The 18,374-nt window shown below is 52.8% G+C and carries 13 protein-coding genes; 3 read left to right on the forward strand and 10 right to left on the reverse strand.

Annotation, left to right across the window (positions count from 1 at the left end; all coding sequences use genetic code 11):
* Positions 1 to 77: 77 nt before the first annotated feature.
* Positions 78 to 1,802, forward strand: coding sequence for a gamma-glutamyltransferase (gene ggt, locus CLV60_RS01355; protein WP_374755639.1), 1,725 nt, complete (start codon positions 78 to 80; stop codon positions 1,800 to 1,802).
* A 62-nt stretch (positions 1,803 to 1,864) separates the two neighbouring features.
* Here the strand turns inward: ggt and CLV60_RS01360 are convergent, their stop codons facing one another.
* Entirely contained in the window at positions 1,865 to 2,239 is a 375-nt protein-coding gene (locus CLV60_RS01360; protein WP_106593585.1) for a hypothetical protein, read from the reverse strand.
* Positions 2,240 to 2,314: 75 nt separating this feature from the next.
* On the opposite strand from CLV60_RS01360, the gene CLV60_RS01365 reads away from it, so the two are divergent.
* Complete coding sequence (locus CLV60_RS01365) at positions 2,315 to 3,499, forward strand: thioredoxin family protein (protein ID WP_106593586.1); 1,185 nt, start codon at positions 2,315 to 2,317, stop codon at positions 3,497 to 3,499.
* Positions 3,500 to 3,515: 16 nt separating this feature from the next.
* Here the strand turns inward: CLV60_RS01365 and CLV60_RS01370 are convergent, their stop codons facing one another.
* The 7 genes from CLV60_RS01370 to CLV60_RS01400 form a co-directional block, all read right to left on the reverse strand.
* Positions 3,516 to 4,637, reverse strand: coding sequence for an alpha/beta hydrolase family protein (locus tag CLV60_RS01370; RefSeq protein WP_106593587.1), 1,122 nt, complete (start codon positions 4,635 to 4,637; stop codon positions 3,516 to 3,518).
* A gap of 292 nt (positions 4,638 to 4,929) precedes the next feature.
* A complete protein-coding gene (locus tag CLV60_RS01375) occupies positions 4,930 to 5,727 on the reverse strand; it encodes an SDR family NAD(P)-dependent oxidoreductase (protein WP_106593588.1) in 798 nt (265 codons plus the stop codon).
* Between the two features lie 114 nt (positions 5,728 to 5,841).
* Positions 5,842 to 6,840, reverse strand: a complete 999-nt coding sequence (locus CLV60_RS01380; protein WP_106593589.1) for a 2-hydroxyacid dehydrogenase — start codon at positions 6,838 to 6,840, stop codon at positions 5,842 to 5,844.
* A gap of 59 nt (positions 6,841 to 6,899) precedes the next feature.
* Positions 6,900 to 9,224, reverse strand: coding sequence for a TonB-dependent receptor (locus CLV60_RS01385; protein WP_106593590.1), 2,325 nt, complete (start codon positions 9,222 to 9,224; stop codon positions 6,900 to 6,902).
* Between the two features lie 95 nt (positions 9,225 to 9,319).
* Positions 9,320 to 10,966: a M56 family metallopeptidase gene (locus CLV60_RS01390; protein WP_106593591.1), complete on the reverse strand. Its 1,647-nt coding sequence runs from the start codon at positions 10,964 to 10,966 to the stop codon at positions 9,320 to 9,322.
* Between the two features lie 12 nt (positions 10,967 to 10,978).
* Positions 10,979 to 11,365: a BlaI/MecI/CopY family transcriptional regulator gene (locus CLV60_RS01395; protein ID WP_106593925.1), complete on the reverse strand. Its 387-nt coding sequence runs from the start codon at positions 11,363 to 11,365 to the stop codon at positions 10,979 to 10,981.
* A gap of 80 nt (positions 11,366 to 11,445) precedes the next feature.
* Positions 11,446 to 12,441, reverse strand: a complete 996-nt coding sequence (locus CLV60_RS01400) for a GlxA family transcriptional regulator (protein ID WP_106593592.1) — start codon at positions 12,439 to 12,441, stop codon at positions 11,446 to 11,448.
* Positions 12,442 to 12,568: 127 nt separating this feature from the next.
* On the opposite strand from CLV60_RS01400, the gene CLV60_RS01405 reads away from it, so the two are divergent.
* The gene (locus CLV60_RS01405; protein WP_106593593.1) at positions 12,569 to 13,075 is read left to right on the forward strand and encodes a DUF1569 domain-containing protein; all 507 of its coding nucleotides are present in this window, start codon (positions 12,569 to 12,571) and stop codon (positions 13,073 to 13,075) included.
* 122 nt (positions 13,076 to 13,197) lie between these two features.
* Here CLV60_RS01405 and CLV60_RS01410 read toward each other — a convergent pair whose 3' ends face one another.
* Both CLV60_RS01410 and CLV60_RS01415 read right to left on the reverse strand, forming a co-directional pair.
* Complete coding sequence (locus tag CLV60_RS01410; protein ID WP_106593594.1) at positions 13,198 to 14,793, reverse strand: RagB/SusD family nutrient uptake outer membrane protein; 1,596 nt, start codon at positions 14,791 to 14,793, stop codon at positions 13,198 to 13,200.
* 30 nt (positions 14,794 to 14,823) lie between these two features.
* Complete coding sequence (locus CLV60_RS01415) at positions 14,824 to 18,309, reverse strand: SusC/RagA family TonB-linked outer membrane protein (RefSeq protein WP_106593595.1); 3,486 nt, start codon at positions 18,307 to 18,309, stop codon at positions 14,824 to 14,826.
* Positions 18,310 to 18,374: the final 65 nt, after the last annotated feature.

Genomic DNA, 18,374 nt, shown 5'->3' on the forward strand with positions numbered 1-18,374 from the left:
CCGGCGGCGTTCTGGTCCGCCGGTACCGACACGTAATCGCCTGAACCCTTGTTACCATGATGAAAATGAATTTCCGGATGATTGGGGCGTTGCTGGCGTCCCAAATGATGTTTTTTACGGGCACGTCGGCGCAGACGGGCCGGGGCGACCGTATCAGCGGTTCCAATTTCGAATCGCGCAGCCCGGTGCTGGCCATGCACGGGATGGTTGCCACGAGTCACCCGCTCGCCACCCAGGCGGGGCTCGATATCCTCAAAAAGGGCGGCACGGCCATGGATGCGGCCATTGCGGCGAATGCAGCCCTGGGCGTGATTGAGCCCAACAACTGCGGCATCGGCGGCGATTTGTTTGCGATCGTGTGGTCGGCGAAGGATAAAAAGCTCTACGGACTGAATGCCAGCGGCCGCTCAGCCAAAGGCCTTACCTACGAGGAATTGAAATCCGCACTGGGCGACAGGACGCAAATGCCGCTGTACGGGCCGCTGTCGATCTCGGTGCCTGGCGCTGTGGACGGTTGGTTCGCATTGCACCGGCGCTTCGGCAAGCTGAAAATGGCTGATGTCCTCGCACCTGCGATCGCGTTCGCGCGGGAAGGTGCGCCCGTACCCGAGGTGATCGCCTACTCGTGGGAGGTCGCGTGCAAGCGGCTGAAAGCGCAAAAGGACATTACAGAATTTGAAAACTTTGGCAAAACCTTCCTGATCAACGGCGCCGCGCCCCGTCACGGGCAGGTTTTCAAAAATCCCGACCTGGCTGTTACCTATGAGAAGATCGCGAAGGAGGGGAGGGATGTGTTTTACAAAGGAGAAATAGCCGACCGGATCGATGCCTATGCGCGGAAAACAGGCATGTTTATCCGAAAGGAAGACCTCGCCGCCACGAAAAGTACGTGGGTGGAACCGGTTTCGGTGAATTACCGGGGGTATGACGTGTACGAACTGCCGCCCAACGGCCAGGGCATTTCGGTGCTGCAAATGCTGAATATCCTCAAACGATACGATCTGAAAAGGCTGGGCCATAATAGTGCCGATTACCTGCATTTGCTGATCGAGGCCAAAAAACTGGCATTCGAGGACCGCGCCCGCTACTATGCCGACCCGGATTTTGCCAAAATCCCGTTGCAGACCTTGCTATCCGACAAGTACGCCGCCGAGCGCAGAGACCTGATCGACCCGGACAGGGCTTCTGCGAAAATCTACCCGAGCCAGTCGGTGCTGAAAGACGGCGACACGGTGTACCTCACCGTCGCCGACGTGGAAGGCAATATGGTGTCGCTCATCCAGAGCAACATGCTCGAATTCGGCAGCGGCATGGTGCCCGACGGGCTCGGTTTTGTGCTACATAACCGCGGCAGCAGTTTCGCCCTCGCGCCCGGCCATGCCAACGTGTATGCGCCCGGGAAGCGGCCATTCAACACCATCATTCCCGGTTTTGTGCTTAAAGACGGCAAGCCGTTCCTTAGCTTCGGTGTGATGGGCGGCGCCATGCAGCCGCAGGGACATTTGCAGATCCTTTGCAACATCCTCGATTTCGGAATGAACGTACAGGAAGCCGGCGACGCGGCTCGTTTTTCGCATTCGGGCAGCAGCGAGCCGATCGGTACCGTCATGTCGGACGGTGGAAAAGTGGCGCTTGAAAGCGGTATTCCGGCACAGGTGCGTGAAGCGTTGGTGCGCAAAGGCCACCAGTTGGCCGATAAGGATTTTTTCGGTGGTTATCAGGCGATCCTCGTCGATCAGGACGAGAAAGTATACCACGGCGCATCGGAAATGCGGAAAGACGGGCAGGTTGCAGGATATTGACAGGCAGGAAACGATATTCGGGAAGCCGCTTCCCGGAAGCCGCTGCCCGAATATCGTTTCGGCTACTTCTTAGGTTCTTTAACCGCCTTGATGGGAAAATCCCCGTATTGGGAAGACACAATGCCCGTAAGCGTATCGCCTTTTTGCATAAAACTGTATTTGAAAACCCCGGCCTGGCTCTCGACGGTGAATGCCACTTTTTCCTGATCCACGGTCAGCTCCTTCATCTCCTGTTTTTCGGTGTCGCCCACATATCCGGTAGTCTTGTTATCTTTTTGTTCAAAAGTAAAAAAGCCCGATTCGTATTCCGGTGGAACGTCGGAGATCAGGTATTTCCAGGTTCCGATAATATCCGCGGGCAATACCACATTTTTTGCTGCAATGGAAACAAATCCTATTGCAATAACCATCAGGAGATAATAATGCTTTGTTTTCATTTTGAATCAGAAGTTTTAAGTTTGAAACCCTCGATAGGCCTTCTAAAATAAAAAGAAATCCTGATTTTATTGGCTATGAAAAAGATGCTCTGCCTCATGCTTTTGATTTCCTGCTCAACCTTTTGCCAGGCCCAGGGAATTGATTTCGTCACTACTTCCTGGGAGGAAACCCTTCAAAATGCGGAGAAAAAGGGAAAGCAGGTCTTCTTATACGTTCGGGCTACCTCGTGCCGGTACTGCCGGCAAATGGAAAAAGAGGTTCTCGTCAACCCGGATGTGATCGATTATTACAACCGGAATTTTATGAGTTACAAAATCGATGTGGAAGACGGAGGGCCGGGAGAGGCACTGGCGAAGCGGTACGGAATTGCAGGTTATCCTACTTACTTGTTTTTGAGTAAAAGCGGTCAAAAGCTCCATCAGAGCTCGGGTGCCAAGCCTGCCGCTGATTTTATCCGGGACGGCCGTAATGCTTCCGATCCGAATACTGCATTGTTTCCGATGCTGGCCAGGTACGAAAAGGGCGAGCGCGCGCCGGAGTTGCTGTTCAATCTGAGTAATGCATTGTCGTATTACATGGTTGATGATAACCCGAAGGAAAAAGTGATGGAAGAGTACCTCGCCACGCAATCGGCCGGGGAGCTGGGCTCGGAACGGAATTTAAGGTTCATTTTCGGCGCTGACCTCGGTTTTAAATCACCGGCTACACAGTATCTCCTGCAAAATCAGCAGAAATTCATCGGCCTGTTCGGCCAGGCAGATGTCGAAAGGACAGCGCAGCGAATCATGACCCGCACGGCCAATATGGCCGGCAGGAACAACGACCTGGCATTGATGAGCGAGCTGAGAAAGGTTGCCACCACCCATTTCGCGGATAGCCTGAAGACGCTGTCACTCCTGCAAATTTACTTTTACAACGGGCGGCACGATTGGCTTAATTATGGCAGATCTACATTGAAATATGGAAGTACTATCGGGGCGGCAGATTGGCAAACAATGTATGAAACGGGCGCTTACCTGAAAGCTTTCGCCAAAGATCCCGAAACGCTGAAAATAGGTGCCGAGATTATGGCAAAAGTTCTGAATCTGAACAAAAACTATGAGCATTTGTGCATTTATGCCCAGCTTCAAAAGAAATTGGGAAACAAAGAGCCTGCTTTAAAAGCCGCGGAGGAAGCACTGAAAATTGCCACAGACAAGGGTGACGATGGTGGTGATGCAAAAGAATTGATCGGCGAACTTACAGCTGCCAATAAATAGGGAATTGCCTCATGTTTTAACGGGTTTGAGTTGTTAGCCAATCCGACATGATAGCCAATGCTTTGGGCGAAAAAGTCTCTTCAATGCCCGCATATTCGCTGGGATGGCCAGTCTTACTTTCCTGAAAAAGGTGATTGAGATTCGGTAATTCTTTTATTGTCACATTTAAATTACCGCCTTCTTTTAATGCTTTTGAAATCGCGGGAAGATTTTGCCGTGCATCAACCTGCAAATCTTTCGATCCATTCAATGCCAGGACCGGGCAGGTGACTTTTTGAAAGTAATGTCCGGGATCAATATTATATAAAAATTGATACCACGGTCCGCACATTGCATTGATTTGGTTCTTGAAAAATTGCTCCGCTGTGATACCCGGAGGAAGCATTTGGCTCGGGTAATCCTTCAACTTCGGTTGAATAAAGGCGGTGAGGTTGGTCCGCAATGCGGCAGTGTCCGGCGAATTTTGCAATATTTCAAGCGCTTCGCTATTGAGCTGATGAATGAATGCAATTCCTGCCTTATCCACACCGCCTGCCCGTGCGATCAATTCCATTTGCAGCGCCATTATTTCGTGGCCGATCGCGCCGGGGCCGGCCAGTGAAATAACAAAACGGACGTCTTTTGATTGCGATGCGGCGATAGCCGCCACCAGCCCGCCTTCGCTATGACCGGCGAGCCCGATTTTATTAGGGATTATTTCATTTCTTGATTTCAAATAGGTAATGGCACTTTCGGCATCTGTGGCGAAATCTTTTGATGTTGCGGTCGAAAAATCGCCTGTCGATTTACCGGTTCCCCGATCGTCGTACCGCAAAACTGCGAAACCCTGCCGCGTAAGGTAATCTGCTATGATAAGGAATGGCTTATGGCTGAAAACCGTCTCATCCCTGTCCTGCGGGCCGCTGCCGGTAATCAATATCACGGCAGGATAGCTGCCCTTTTTGTCGGGCAATGTAAGGGTGCCCGATAGCGAAATGCCCGCTTCGGTATTTTGAAAGGTTACCACTTCGCTGTAATAAGGAAACGGCGGTACCGGCTCCTGCGATTTTTTGGCGACAGCCTTTTGAGAAAAAATAATATAGGCAACGCATCCGACTATCAGCGCAAGAAATGCAGCGAGGGTAATTTTTTTGTTCATACCAGATTGATGCTCAGTTTTGGAATTATCGCTGTCAATTTAATGCTTTTTTTAGGTGTATGTTGGGCGTATATCTTTCAGACGAAATGTAAAGTGCTTTAAAATTCATAAAAGATGTTAATTCGGTTCAGTCGCAAGATATTTGGATAAATGTTCCGGCATTTAGCGATGTGAAACGAAAATAGTTTTATTCGACATTGGAAAGTTTGTTGCGCATCAGTAAAAAATCCGGACAGGCATTCAGCAGCCTGTCCGGATCCTTTTGAAGTCGTCAATTACCTTTCGGGGCGTTTTACAAATTTCTGATCGTCCCGCCATCGACGCGTATCACGGCGCCGCTTACATAGTTGGCCAGCGGGCTGGTGAGATACAGAACCGCCCCGGCGATTTCTTCCGGGAGGCCGAACCGCCCGGTGTCATTGGGGATCAGGTCCTGCACGGCGCGGTATTTGATTTCGTCCAGCTCGGTGCCCCAGCTAAACTTCGGCGCCGCATTGACGAGCCATTCTTCCACCATCGGGTTCATGATCGCGCCGGGCGAAACCACGTTGGACGTGATGCCGGTTTCCTTCAATTGCCGGGCCAGCGAAACCGACAAATTATGCCGTGCTGCCAGGGTTGCGTTGTAATGCGGTTGTTCCTTGATCGGCTGAATCGCCAGCCCGCCGCCAATATGGATCACGCGGCCCCAGCCCAGCTCTTTCATCTGCGGCACGATACGGCGGATCATCCGCACATAGGAAACCACATTGGCATTGTAAAGCTCCATCCAGTCGTCCGGCATGGCGTCCGGCCAGTTTTTGTGGCTCACTACTCCCGCGTTATTCACGAGGATATCGACCGCCCCGCCTTGCAATGCTGCTGCGGCCACGGCATCGGCGCCTTCATCCGTCGACAAATCGCCTATGGCCACTTCCGCCTTGCCGCCTGCTTGTATGATGTTTTCCGTGACCTGATTGGCGCGTTGTTCGTTCCGTCCGTGTACGATGACCGTCGCGCCTTCGCCCGCGAGCATCCGGGCGATCGCCTCGCCCAGGCCTGAGCTCGCCCCTGTCACGAGCGCGCGTTTTCCGCTTATTTGAAAATCCATTTTTGCTTTTTTTGAATGAGTTACTGATTGCGAATACAAAATTCGCCGGTCAGCAGCTGCTTCATTTTGCTGGGAAGCTCAATTTACTTTGTTGAAAAGCGCAGGGTAATGGGGTCAGGCCAGTACCGCAGCGGCTTGCTCCGGTTCCTGTCCGTGAAGAATGCGGTCGATGTTTTGTAATGTAACCTGCGCGATTTCCGTCAGTGCTTCTTCCGTGAAAAATGCCTGATGGGCCGTCACCAGCACATTGGGGAAGCTCATTAGCCGCTGGATGGTGTCGTCCTCGATGATGCTTTCCGAAAGGTCTTTGAAAAAGAGCTTTTCTTCCTGTTCGTAGACATCGATGGCCAGGTTGGCCAAATGCTTGCTTTTCAGGGCTTCTATGGCATGGGCGGTGTTGATCAGCCCGCCGCGGCTCGTGTTGATCAGCGTCACACCGGGTTTCATGGCAGCCAGGGTATTTTCGTTGATCAGGTAATGCGTGGCAGGGTTGAGCGGACAATGCAAGGAAATAACATCGGACGAGCGGAGCACTTCTTCCAATGGTTTATACTCGATTCCCGCCTGCTGGAGTTCGTTGTTCGGGTAGAGGTCGTATGCAATGACTTTGCAGCCGAAGCCTTTCATAATCCGGCAAAATGCGCCGCCTATTTTGCCGGTTCCAACTACGCCGATCGTCTTGCCATGCAAGTTGAAACCGAGCAGCCCGTTCAATGAAAAATTCTGTTCCCGCACGCGGTTGTAGGCCTTGTGCGTCTTGCGTATGAGCGTGAGCAACATGGCCACCGTATGCTCGGCTACGGCTTCTGGCGAGTACTCGGGTACGCGGCACACACGTATCCCGTGCAGGCGCGCGGCTTCCAGGTCCACATTATTGAACCCGGCGCATCGCAAGGCAATGACTTTTACACCTTTTTCGGCCAGTACAGCAATGACTTCCGCATTCACTTTGTCATTGACGAACACGCAAACCGCCTCCTGGCCGTCTACGGCATTCACGATATGCGGTCCCAAATGGGTTTCCAGGTATTCGATTTCAAAACCGTGGGGGCGGTTGTGCACATCGAAAAATTGCTTGTCGTAGGGCTTGGCGGAGAAGAACAGGATTTTCATATCGTAAAAATAGAATATATCGCCTCTTTTCCGCCAATATTTCAGGGAGTTTCCAACGGCTAGTTCTTCACCCGCTGCTCCTCGCTCCCCGAGCCGCCGACGTTCCGTTTCCGCTTGCCGGAAGTGCCCCTGGCGAAGTTGTACGTGAACGACGCCACCAGCACCCGCGTGTCGGCATCGTTGTAATAGTTTGCCCGGGCGTTCGGAATGTTGAGAATGCGACCGTTCGGTTCGAGCGAGCTGAAAATGTCTCGAAGGGAAAGTTTAACAATGCCTTTGTCTTTCATCACCTTTTTCTGCACCGCCGTGTTCACGAGGAACAGGTCGTCCTTGTCGAACTGTGCGCTCTGGCTTCGGGTAATGTAAAACCCGCTCAACTCGGCGCTCCACCCGTTTTTGAACAGAAATTGGTTGTTCGGACTAATGTAGCCGTACGTGGAACCGGTGGTGCGGTCGGGGTCGCCGGGCATGCCGCGGAAGTTGTTGTGGATGAGCTCCGCGTAAAAATTGCAGGTCCACCAGTTGCCCGCTTTGAGTCGGGCGGTCAGTGTGATACCGCCCCAGATGAGCCTGCTGATATTACCCGTCCGGCTGATGAAAACGTTCCCCGCCTGCTCGATGACCTCGCCTTGCATGTTCCGGGTGTAATTGTAAAGCAGCGACAAATTGAACCGGCTTTTATAGTTGAATGAAAGCTGGAACCTGTTGCCGAACTCGGGTTTCAGGTAGGGATTGCCGGCGAAGTAGGAAAATTTGTCCAGCAGGAAAACGAAAGGGTTCAGGTCCTGGTAGTAGGGGCGGCCGATTCTGCGCCCATAGGAAAAATTCAGGTGCGTCTGGTTGGTATCGAGCTTGTAGCTGACGAAAAGTGTAGGGAAAATACTGGTGTAATGCAATGTGAAAGACGAATCCGGCTTTACCGCATTGCCCAGCTGATGCCCGTACCCATTTGTATTTTCCGCACGCAGTCCGGCTTGGAGCGAGAGTTTTTTGAAATCCCTGTTGAAATTCAGGTAAGCCGCATTGATATTTTCGGTGTAGCGAAAACGGTTGGTTTTGTCATAATCCACCGAAATGGCTTCTCCCTGATGCAGAAAGTAGTTGGCCGCATTGTCGGTGCGCACCATACTGGTCTTAAAGCCCGCCCCGAACCGGCTCTTTCGCAATGGATGTTCGTAATCGGTTTTGGCTGAGTAAATGGCAATGGAAGAGGGGAGGTCGGTGGTGATTTTCTCCTGTCTTTTGAATGCGCCCTCCCCATCGAGGAAATCGTTGATGAACGTCTGCCGGGCGCGGATGAGGGAATCTATCACGCCCGCGGCATTCCTGACCACGCTGCGCACTGGCCGCTGCTCGCGTGACTGCGTGTATGCGCCCGTGTACACGATACCCCAGGTGGTTTTTTCATTGGCGTAAAAATCGATCCCGGTTTTCAGGTTGGTAGTCCTGCTTTTGGGGTAAAAAAGGGTGGTTTGGTCAAACGATGATTGTAATGCATCGTTTTCGTCATAATACCTTCGTTCGATATCGAGCCTGCGCCACTGGTCGGTGCTGTTGAAGCTGGCATTGGTGAAAAAAATGAAGCGGTTGCTCCGGTAATTGAAATTCACGTTCTCGTTATGCCGCCAGTACTTCGATCTTGCCGGGCTGAGTGTAATGCTCCCGTTCAGGCCGCGGACTTTGTTTTTGCGCATTCTGATATGGATAATCCCGGCGCTTCCGGCCGCGTCGTAGCGCGCCGGAGGATTGGTGATCAACTCGATTTTTTCGACGGAATTGGCCGGTAATGAACGCAGGTAAGCGGCCAATGCAGCCTGCGAGAGGTAAGTAGGGCGGTTGTCGATGAGCACGAGCACGCCCGGCTGACCTTTGAGGCTGATACTGCCGCTCTGATCGACCATCACGCCCGGCGCTTTTTCCAGCACTTCCAGCACGTTGGCGCCGGCATTTGAAATCAGCGCATCGACGTTCAGAATCGTCCGGTCGATCTGGTATTCCACGAAATTCTTCTGTCCGGTCACTTTCACTTCATCTAGTTTGATATCAGTGGGTTTTAATGTGGTGGTTCCCATGTCAATAGCTGGTTTTTCACTAGAAATGTCAAACCAGCTTCCGGTAAAGCCTTGAAAGCCCATCATCGAGACGGTAGCGAAATAGCGCCCGCTTTGAATACCGGTGATTGAAAATGTCCCGTCATTCACGGTAAGCACCGTTTTCACCAGACTCGAATCTGCGGCTTGGAGCACCGAGACGACGGCTCCTTCCAGCGGCGCGTTGTCCGCACCGACCACTTTTCCTTTGATTTGGGCAAATGCATTCCCCAATGCCGCCAGCAGGGCAACGGCAATCCACAGGGTGGTTCTCACCCGGCCAATGGTTTTCATAATGTGATGTTAAAGTTGTTTATTCATGACTGACGGGCATAGTTTACCCGCCTTACCCAAAGTAAGTTTTTGACCTATGCGAATATGGATCCGGGTTAATGGTGGCTCCCGTAGGTGAAGTCGATCACGTCGTCAGGTTTCGGAAGTACGGCGTCCAGCACACTTTTGAGGACAGAATCCGGCTGCTTCACGCCGTTGACGATCAGTTCATGATTGGTGATCCTGAAATCGATATTGTTTCGGGAAATCTCGATGCCCTGCCGTTCGATCGCATCCATGATCTTTTCGTTGATCGCCTGGCGTTTGATGCGGATTGGATTAGGACGGTATTCCTGCCGGTAAGTCTGCAAGGGTTGCGCCTGGTACGTTTGGGCGTAAGGCTGCCATTGTACAGGCGCCAGGCGTGCATTGGCGGAAGAGTCGATGTCCAGCGTGGCAGAGAGCCGGTTAAGCGCGCCTGTTGTTTTTTGCAAAGGTTGCAGCGTGTCCGGTCGTGTCAGGTTGGGATGGTTTGCAACTCCCGCAGGATTTTGTACGGCCTGTTTTTGTAGCGTATTTGGCTTATTATTGATCTGATTTTCAGTCGTTTTTGATCTGATTTGATCAGGCTGTGGCAGAACTTGATTCTTTGGTGCCGTCGCCGGGTTTTTCGCATTACCTGTTTGCCGGGCCTGTTTTGCGTTGGGCTTTTGGGGACTCGTTTGCCGCCCGTCCGATTGTGCGAACAAGACCGAAAATGTGAGGAATGCCAGCATCGCCACCAGCAGCACCGTTTTTTCGGAGGCCCCCAATGTCGAGTTGGTGCGCGAGGCAATGCGTTTGGCGCGTTGTACCAATCCACCTTTCCCTGAGAACGCTAATTGATATACGTTCTCATTCAGCTGGTATTCCCGAAACGACAGGAGGGCGCGGATATAGGTCGTCTGGTTCCCCGAACACCTCAGGGCCATATCGTCGCAGCAATTTTCACGCTCTTCGTGCATGAGCCGGGAAATCCAGAGAATGCCGGGATTGAAGAAAAACAGGAGCTCGGTCAGCCGTTGCAGAAAATTGACAAAAAAGTCGAGGCGGCGGATATGCGCGAGCTCATGGAGCAGTACCATTTCGATCTGATCCGCCGGAATGGACGTGATTACGCCCAGCGGGACGAGTATCACGGGTTTGAAATGCCCCAGTACGGTCGGGACTTTTACCAGGCCGGATTGAAATATCTTCACGTGCTGCGTGATGCCCATGGTTCGGGCAAATTCACGCACGCGTTGTTCCCAATGGGTTCCTATGGCGTAAATCTGACGCGTTTTGAGCTGATGCAGGCGGTAAAGCCCGATCGCAAGACCCGTCATTTTAGCGGCTACGATGAGAAGCCAGAGCCACGTGATCGTGTAAATGTTTTGAGCAAGAAAATCCGTGACGATGCCCACGAAGCTCTGCGGATGGGATATGGTAGGACCCGAACCCACGGCCTCGTTAGTCAGGTGCGTTGCAGAAACATCGCGGACCTGTGTTTCCACGGGAACAGCGGAACCCGATCGCACAAATGCAACGACGGTACCCACGATGAAGAGCAAAAGCAAGCCCGTGAGCAGGTTATAGCGGATTTCGGGCCGGCTGCGACGGGTGTATACGATCACAGCTGCTGCCAGCAGCGCTGCAACGGCACCTATCCAGAGTGAATGCCCCAGCGCCAGCCCGATCTGCCGGATCAGGGCGTAGGTGGTTTCGGAAGTGAACAGATTTTTCATGGCTGATTTGATTTAGGAATTCCCTTTTTCCAATTGGTCCAAAACCGCCCGGATTTCGTCGAGCTCTGCTTTGGAAGCTTTCTTGTTATCCAGCAATTGCATGACCAGGTTACTGGCCGAGCCGCCGTATAAATGGTCCACGAAGCGGTCGAGGAGGAGGCCTTTTGTTTTTTGCTCCTCTTCAACCGCCTCGTAAACATGCTTCATGCTGCGCTCGTCGCGCGAGAGCATGCCTTTTTCGGCCATCAATTGCATTTGTTTGAGGGTGGTGGTGTAGTTCACCTCCTTAAATGTATTCAGCTGGTCGTGCACAAAGCGCACGGTGGAAGGCCCGTTCTTCCAGAGAATGGTCAGAATATCGAGCTCAGCTTTCGTGGGTTCAGCTTTTTCGGAACTCATGGCTATGAAAATTAAGTACATACCAAAGGTACGATTAAAATCGTACGATGCAAATGGTAAGGTGAAATAATTTCAAAAGCCTATCGCAGCAACGTCTCCGTATTATACCGGTTCCGGTATTCGATAGGCGTGAGGCCGGTAATGCGCTTGAAGATGGTCCTGAAAGTTTTCAAATCGTTATACCCGACGTCGTAGGTGACGTACGCAATGTTCGATTCGCCGGCTTCCAGGGATTTCTTGGCGGCTTCGATCTTGATTCGCTGGATGTATTCGATCGGGTTGAGGGTGGTAGCACTTTTGAAACGGCGGATGAAATTCCGCTTGCTCATATTGACCTCGCCCGCGATCTGATCCACCGAAATGTCGGCCTTGAACTCGCTTTCGATGTAGGTTTGTGCCCGGTGAATGTCCTGGTCGTTGTGGCCGCGGTGGCCGGAGAATATCGTGAAAATACTTTGCGAAGTGCGGCCGTAATCGAGGGCGTAGTACTTGCTCAGATTAATGGCGGTCTCTTTCCCGCAGGTCTTTTCGATGAAATACAGGATGGCGTTCAGGGCCGAAAAGCCGCCGCCGCCGGTAATAATGGCCTCCGACTGGGTAACGACCCGCTCGGGCCTGAAATTGACGAGGGGATACCTTTTCCGCATGTCGTCCATCGCGCCCCAATGAGAAGTAGCCGGCATACCATTCAGCAAGCCGCATTCTGCAACAAAGTAAGCCCCGGTACAAAGGCTGATGATCTGCGCCTTGCGATGGTATTTTTCCGCCAGCCAGCGGATGAGCTTGTCATATTTAAGCAGCAGCTGGTCCATGTCGGCCCCCTCGGTATTCATCGGAGGCACGACGATCACGTCCGTTTCAAAATCATCGGCCAGCGTTCTCCCGCAGTGAAATTGGACAGGGAGGTTGAGCTGCACATCATGAAGGTGCACGCCCACCAGGTCGATTTCGAACGGAGCCGTTTTGCCGCTTCTGACGACCGCATCCCTCGCGCCGGTCAGCAATGCAGCGGTGCTCGACAGGGCCGTCAAAAGCACATCTTCATACACGATTACAGAAATATGTCTCGGACGCATAGGTTGGCAGGTTTATTCAAAGCTATCATAAAGATGGCACAAAATACACCTTTGATTGTCATTTTTACACGCCGGTCGACTTTTCGGGTCCCGCTAGTTTTGCATTATCACAAAACAAAAACAAACTATGAAAACAATCTTTGATGCAGCTACCCGGGACGAATTGATCAGAAGGATCCGGTCACTCGAAACAAGCAATGCGGCGCAGTGGGGCAAAATGAATGTGTATCAAATGACCAGGCACTGCACGATCTGGGACGAATGGGTATTGGGCGTTCACAAACCGAAGTACAAACAGGAACTGATGGGGTGGATTTTTGGCCGAATGGCCCTGAAAACCTTCGTGAAAGACGACCGGCCTATTCAGAAGAATGTCCCGACCGGCCGGATGTTTATCGTCAAGGAGCTGGACGGCGACCTGGAACAGCAAAAGCAAATCTGGATCCGTTGCATTGCCGCTTATGAGCACTTTTCCAATCCGGATTTCATTCACGATTTTTTCGGGAAGATGACGCGCGAGCAAATCGGGATATTTGCCTACAAGCACTCGGACCATCATTTACGGCAGTTCGGCGCCGTCGATCCCGTCGCAGTGGCCGATCAGCAGCGGGGGGGCCGGCTGGTTTCTCCGTAACGGGTGATGAATTGCAGGCGGTATTTGGGGAAAATAGAAGAGGTTGTACAAATGTGTGTAAGCTGTCAGCCTGAGCGCAGACTTTACGCACATTTGATACAACCTCTTTTCAATGCACCGACTTAATTCCAGCCGTTAGCGATGTCTTTGGCTACGTTGGGGTTGTAGTTCTTCTCTACGTCGGGGATCGGCAGAAGGATATTTTTGTCCTGAAAAGGCTGCTTGCCGTCACCTGGCTCGGCGGCGCGTTGCGCGTTGAGCGTCTGCTTGGCAATTCCCCAGCGGATCAGGTCGAAATACCGGCTTTGTTCGCCGCAAAGTTCCACCTGGCGTTCGCGCATGATGAGCTTCATCGCGTCGGCCTGCGCGCCCAGGCTCGTGTACGCAACGGCGCCCGAACGCTTGCGAACCTGGTTGATCAGCGCCAGCGGGTCGGCACCGGTTTTCCCTTGCTGGATTTGCGCTTCCGCGAGCATCAGGAGCACATCGGCATAGCGGATCACCTGCCCGTTAATGGAGCTTTGCGGCCCGCCATAGGAGGCTACTTCATTGTAATACTGGTATTTTTTCCAAACATAATAGCCCTGTGGGTCATCGGCTTTGAAAGGGAAGTCGATCGCGCCGCCGGCACATTTCTGGCAATACTGGGTGTCGCCGCCGCTTTCCTTGTTGCCGTAGAACGTAAACTTCGCACGCGGGTCCACATAGTTGGCGCTGGTGGACGGGTTTGGATATTGGAATGATTTAACCGTTGTGGTTGGGATGTAAACATTGAACCAGTCCTTGAAACCGTATTCCTGCGCACGGTCGGAGTGGGTGGCCTTGCCGCCCCAGGTTTCCTGTCCGCCAAAAACATAGTACTGGTTGCCAATGCCCCAGTCGGTCCATTTGGCATTCATGATCTGGAAAATATTTTCAGGACTGCTCTGATTCGTCGAGCTGAACAGGTTTTCGTACGACGGGTCCAGGGAGTAGGTGAAGGGCGCTGCCGTCAGCTGAGCCAATGTGGTTTCAGCCTGTGCCCACTTTTTCTGGTACAAATAGGACTTTCCGAGCAATGCCACGGCCGCACCTTTGGTGGCCCTGCCGAGTCCCGTTGCCGCATCGTAAGTTACGGGCAAGTCGGCCGCGGCCAGTTTCAGGTCGCTTTCAATCGTTGCCCAAATCGCCTCCGCGGACGAGCGGGAAGGGTAGTTGTTGGCCACTGTGCTGTCGTAAGCGGTGATCAGCGGTGCCTTACCCCACAGGTTCACAATGTTGAAATAGGCATACGACCGCAGAAACCGCGCTTCGGCAATGTATTGCTTCGCAGCCTGCTGGTCGGCAGCCGACGCGGGATTCCAAACTCCTGCGCGGTCGATGACCACATTCGACCGTAGAATCAGCCGGTAAAGGCTGTTCCAGAGCTGGCCGATCTGCGCCTGGCTCGTCCCGAACGAGTAGTCGGCCAATTGCGCCATGTCGCCTTGCAGGTTGGTCGTTTTCTTGGCTTCGTATCCCAGCAAATCGAAAATAAAGTAGTACTCCCGCGACCAGAGGCCATTGTGCAGCAATGTCGCGTAAGTGGCGATCACAGCCTGGTTCAATCCTTCGGAAGAGGTAAAATAGGTTTTGTAATCGTAGGCGCTCTGGCTTTCCAGTTCCAGTTTGGATTCGTCGCATCCGGCGAGCTGGAAAACGGCCGCGAGGCCTGTCAGAAAATATATGATCTTTTTCATGTTCACTTCAAGTAAGTTTTCTTCTAACCATTAAAACCCAAGCTGCAAGCCGCAAAGCAAAGTTCTCGGCTGCGGCAACTGCAGGCGGTCGTCGATACCGCGCGAGAAAATGTAGCTGCCGCCGTTCTGGGTGCTTACCTCGGGGTCATAACCTTTGTATTTGGTGAAGGTCAGAAGGTTTTGTGCCGCCGCATACACGCGAATGCTCTTGAACACCTTGCCGCCGCCAATGCCTTCGAGCAAGCCCTGGGGCAGGGTATAGCCCAGCGTCACATTGCGCAGGCGCAGGTAGGAGCCGTTTTCGAGCCACCAGTCGGAGGGGCGCAAGTTGCCGTCGCCCGTGGCGCTTTGTCCCGCACGCGGAAGCTCGGCCACATCACCCGCTTTCCGCCATCTTTTCAGGATTTCGGTAGATGCATTGTGGCCCGTCGATTCATTGTCTGTCACGAATTTGAAGGCATTCAATATTTTCAAACCCGAAACACCCGAGACAACGACATTCAGATCGAAGCCTTTGTAGCTGGCGCCCGCATTGAAACCGTACACGATTTTCGGGATAGGGTTACCCAGGATTTTCTGGTCGGTGGAAGTCACTTTGCCATCCCCGTCGAGGTCTTTGAAAATAAAGTCTCCCGGAAGCAGCCCCGCCTGATACTTGGTGGTGGCATCGCCCGCCTTTTCAGCCGCTTGGGCATTCAATGCGTCGATTTCCGCCTGGTCTTTGGCTACGTGCGAAACTTCATACCCAAAGAACGATCCGATCGCCGAACCCGCCGCGGTGTAGGTGAATGTAGGCAGGTTGCTGAATGCCCCTCCCTGAATGGGCGCGGCAAACTCGCTTCCGAGGGAATTCACGATGTTTTTGTTGTAGGCCAGGTTCGCGCTCACATTATACTGGAACCCGCCCCGGGCCTGGTCGCGGTAGCCGACCGAAAACTCTACGCCCTTGTTTTGCGCGCTGGCTGCATTGGCAAATTTACTGGGTTGCCCGCCGCTGCTGGATGCCCCGGTACTTCCGGAAACCGGCACGCTCACGAGCAAGCCGGAGCTTTTGCGGTTGTACCAGTCGACGGTCACGCTCAAACGGTTGCTGAGGAAGCCGAGGTCGAGGCCGATGTCGGTCTGGTCGGTCGATTCCCAGCGGATATTCGGGTTGGATAATGTATTGATGGTCGTTCCCGGGTTAAACCCTTCATTGGTACCCAGCGAGTAAACCAGGTTGCCGTTGGGATTTCCGCTGTAAGTCAGTACCGAAGTCACACCGGTGGTAGGGATGGTGTTGTTACCCGTTCTACCCAATCCGAACCGTATCTTTCCGTCGCTCAGGAAATTCAGGTTGTTCTTGATAAAATCCTCGTCGATGAAGCGCCAGGCGACACCCAGGCCGTAGAAATTCCCGAAGCGATTGTTGGCACCGAAGTTCGAAGCGCCATCGCGGCGGAAGCTTCCCGTAAGAATGTACTTGTCGTCGAAAGTATAACCCAGACGTGCGAAGTAGGAGATCACCGACGAGCGGGCATAGCCGTAGTTGGAGCCGGTAACGGCCTGCGACTGCGCTACGCTGATGTTCTGAATGGCGTCGTTCGGGATTTTGGTACCGGTCGCATTCAGGCCGGAAGCATTTCCCGGATCGAGGTAGCTGTTACCAAGCGTCGCCGAAACGCTGTGCTTGCCGAATACCTTATTATAGGAAAAGTAGTTTTCCAGCGTGTAAAAGGAATAGTTGCTGAAACCCAGCGTCGCCTGCTGCGGGTTGGTCAGGTTATTCCCCGCCGTGTAGCCATATTGGTAACTGCGGTTCTTGCCCCCGCCGATTTCGGCCGAAAGCTGCGTGCGAAACCGCAATCCGGCAATAATATCCACTTCCGCAAAAACCTGAGGAAAGAACACAAACCCGGTATTGATAGGGTGGTTCAGATTAATGGCCGCGAGCGGGTTGTTACCATTGCTGAAATCGTCGACGTTGGTGGTGTTGGAATAGCCACCCGGAATAGCGGGGTCATAAATAGGCTTGTAAGGGGCATAATACACCGCTTCCGAAATGCTGGCCAGCTGGCCGTCGTCCTTCGTATAACGGATGTTCAGGCTTTGTCCCAGATGGAAACGGCCCAGGGTTTCGTCCAAGGCAAATCGCGCGTTCAGCCTGCTGTTGGTGAAGTTTTTCACGATGGCTTGCTGTTTGATATAGCCCAACGAGAAATTGTAAGCCACTTTTTCGCTCCCGCCACTGATATTCAAATCGTTTTGCGATACAAGCCCCGATCGGAAAATCTCTTTCTGCCAGTCGGTACGGTCGGTGGTCACTTCCGATGTATTGAACTTCGCGGGCAGGGCCGAATTGGTTGTGGCCGCGAAATCTTTCAACAGGTCTATGTACTGCGATGCATTGAGCAGATCCAGCGTCTTCCAGGCTTTGGCAACGCCCCATTGCGTGTTGAAATTGATGCGCGGCGCACCTGACTTACCTCTTTTGGTCGTGATAATGACCACACCATTAGCCGCAGCCGAACCGTAAATAGCAGTGGAAGAGGCGTCTTTCAGGATTGTGATATTTTCAATGTCCTGGGTAGCGAGTGTGTTGAACATCGTTTTGCTGCCCTGGATACCGTCGATTACATACAATGGATCGACTCCCGTAAATGACCCGGTACCGCGGATGAGGATCTGGGCATCGGAGCCGGGCGCTCCGTTCGATTGCAGCACCTGCACACCGGCCGACTTTCCGATGAGGAGCTGTGAAGGGTTGGTAGCAGTGGTAGCGCCGGCGTCCTTGGAAGAAACTATATCCACCGAACCGACCACATCCTGCTTACGCGAGCTTCCGTAGCCGATTACAACCACCTCGTTGAGCGACTTATCGTCCGGAACCATCGATACGTTGATCACGGCCCTGTCGCCCACCGCCACTTCCTGCGTTTTGTAGCCCACAAAACTGAATACCAGCACGGCTTCCAGATTGCTCACCTCAAAATCGAAGTTGCCGGAAGCATCCGTCAAGGTACCCAGTTGCGTGCCTTTCAGGCGCACGCTCACGCCCGGAAGGCCGTCGCCGTTTTCGTCGCTTACCTTGCCTTTCAACACCTGCGCCAGCATATCCCGCATTTGAGTGGAGAGTTGCCCCGTACTTTTGGTTTGCAGTTCTTTACTGGCTTTGAGCAGGATGCGCCCCGACGGGGTTACCTGGTAGGAGATTTGAAGAGGTACCAGCAGCGTTTGCAATGCAGCTGCCAGTTTCTGGTTCACAACATGGATCGCTACCGGGCGGTCGGCGCGGATGGCCTTGTTGCTGTATACAAATTTTACATTCGCTTTCTGCTCCAACTGGTCGAGCACCGTCGCCAGTTCCACCTTGTCGGCGTGGAGTGTCACGTTCCGTTCCAATACCTCCTGCGCCTTGCTGACGTGCGCCGCGTAGGTGAGGCTGGAAAAGACGATTGAAAAGATAAGCTGGGCCAAAGAAATTCTCATGAGCAAGCAAAGCGATGCCCGGTTTTTTCGGTATCGGTTTTTTTTCATAGTTTAGAAAGGTTTTTTATAACTAATGAATACCCTGCTGCCGCATCTTGGCGGATTTCCGGCAG

Source organism: Dyadobacter jiangsuensis (assembly GCF_003014695.1).
Taxonomy (GTDB): domain Bacteria; phylum Bacteroidota; class Bacteroidia; order Cytophagales; family Spirosomataceae; genus Dyadobacter; species Dyadobacter jiangsuensis.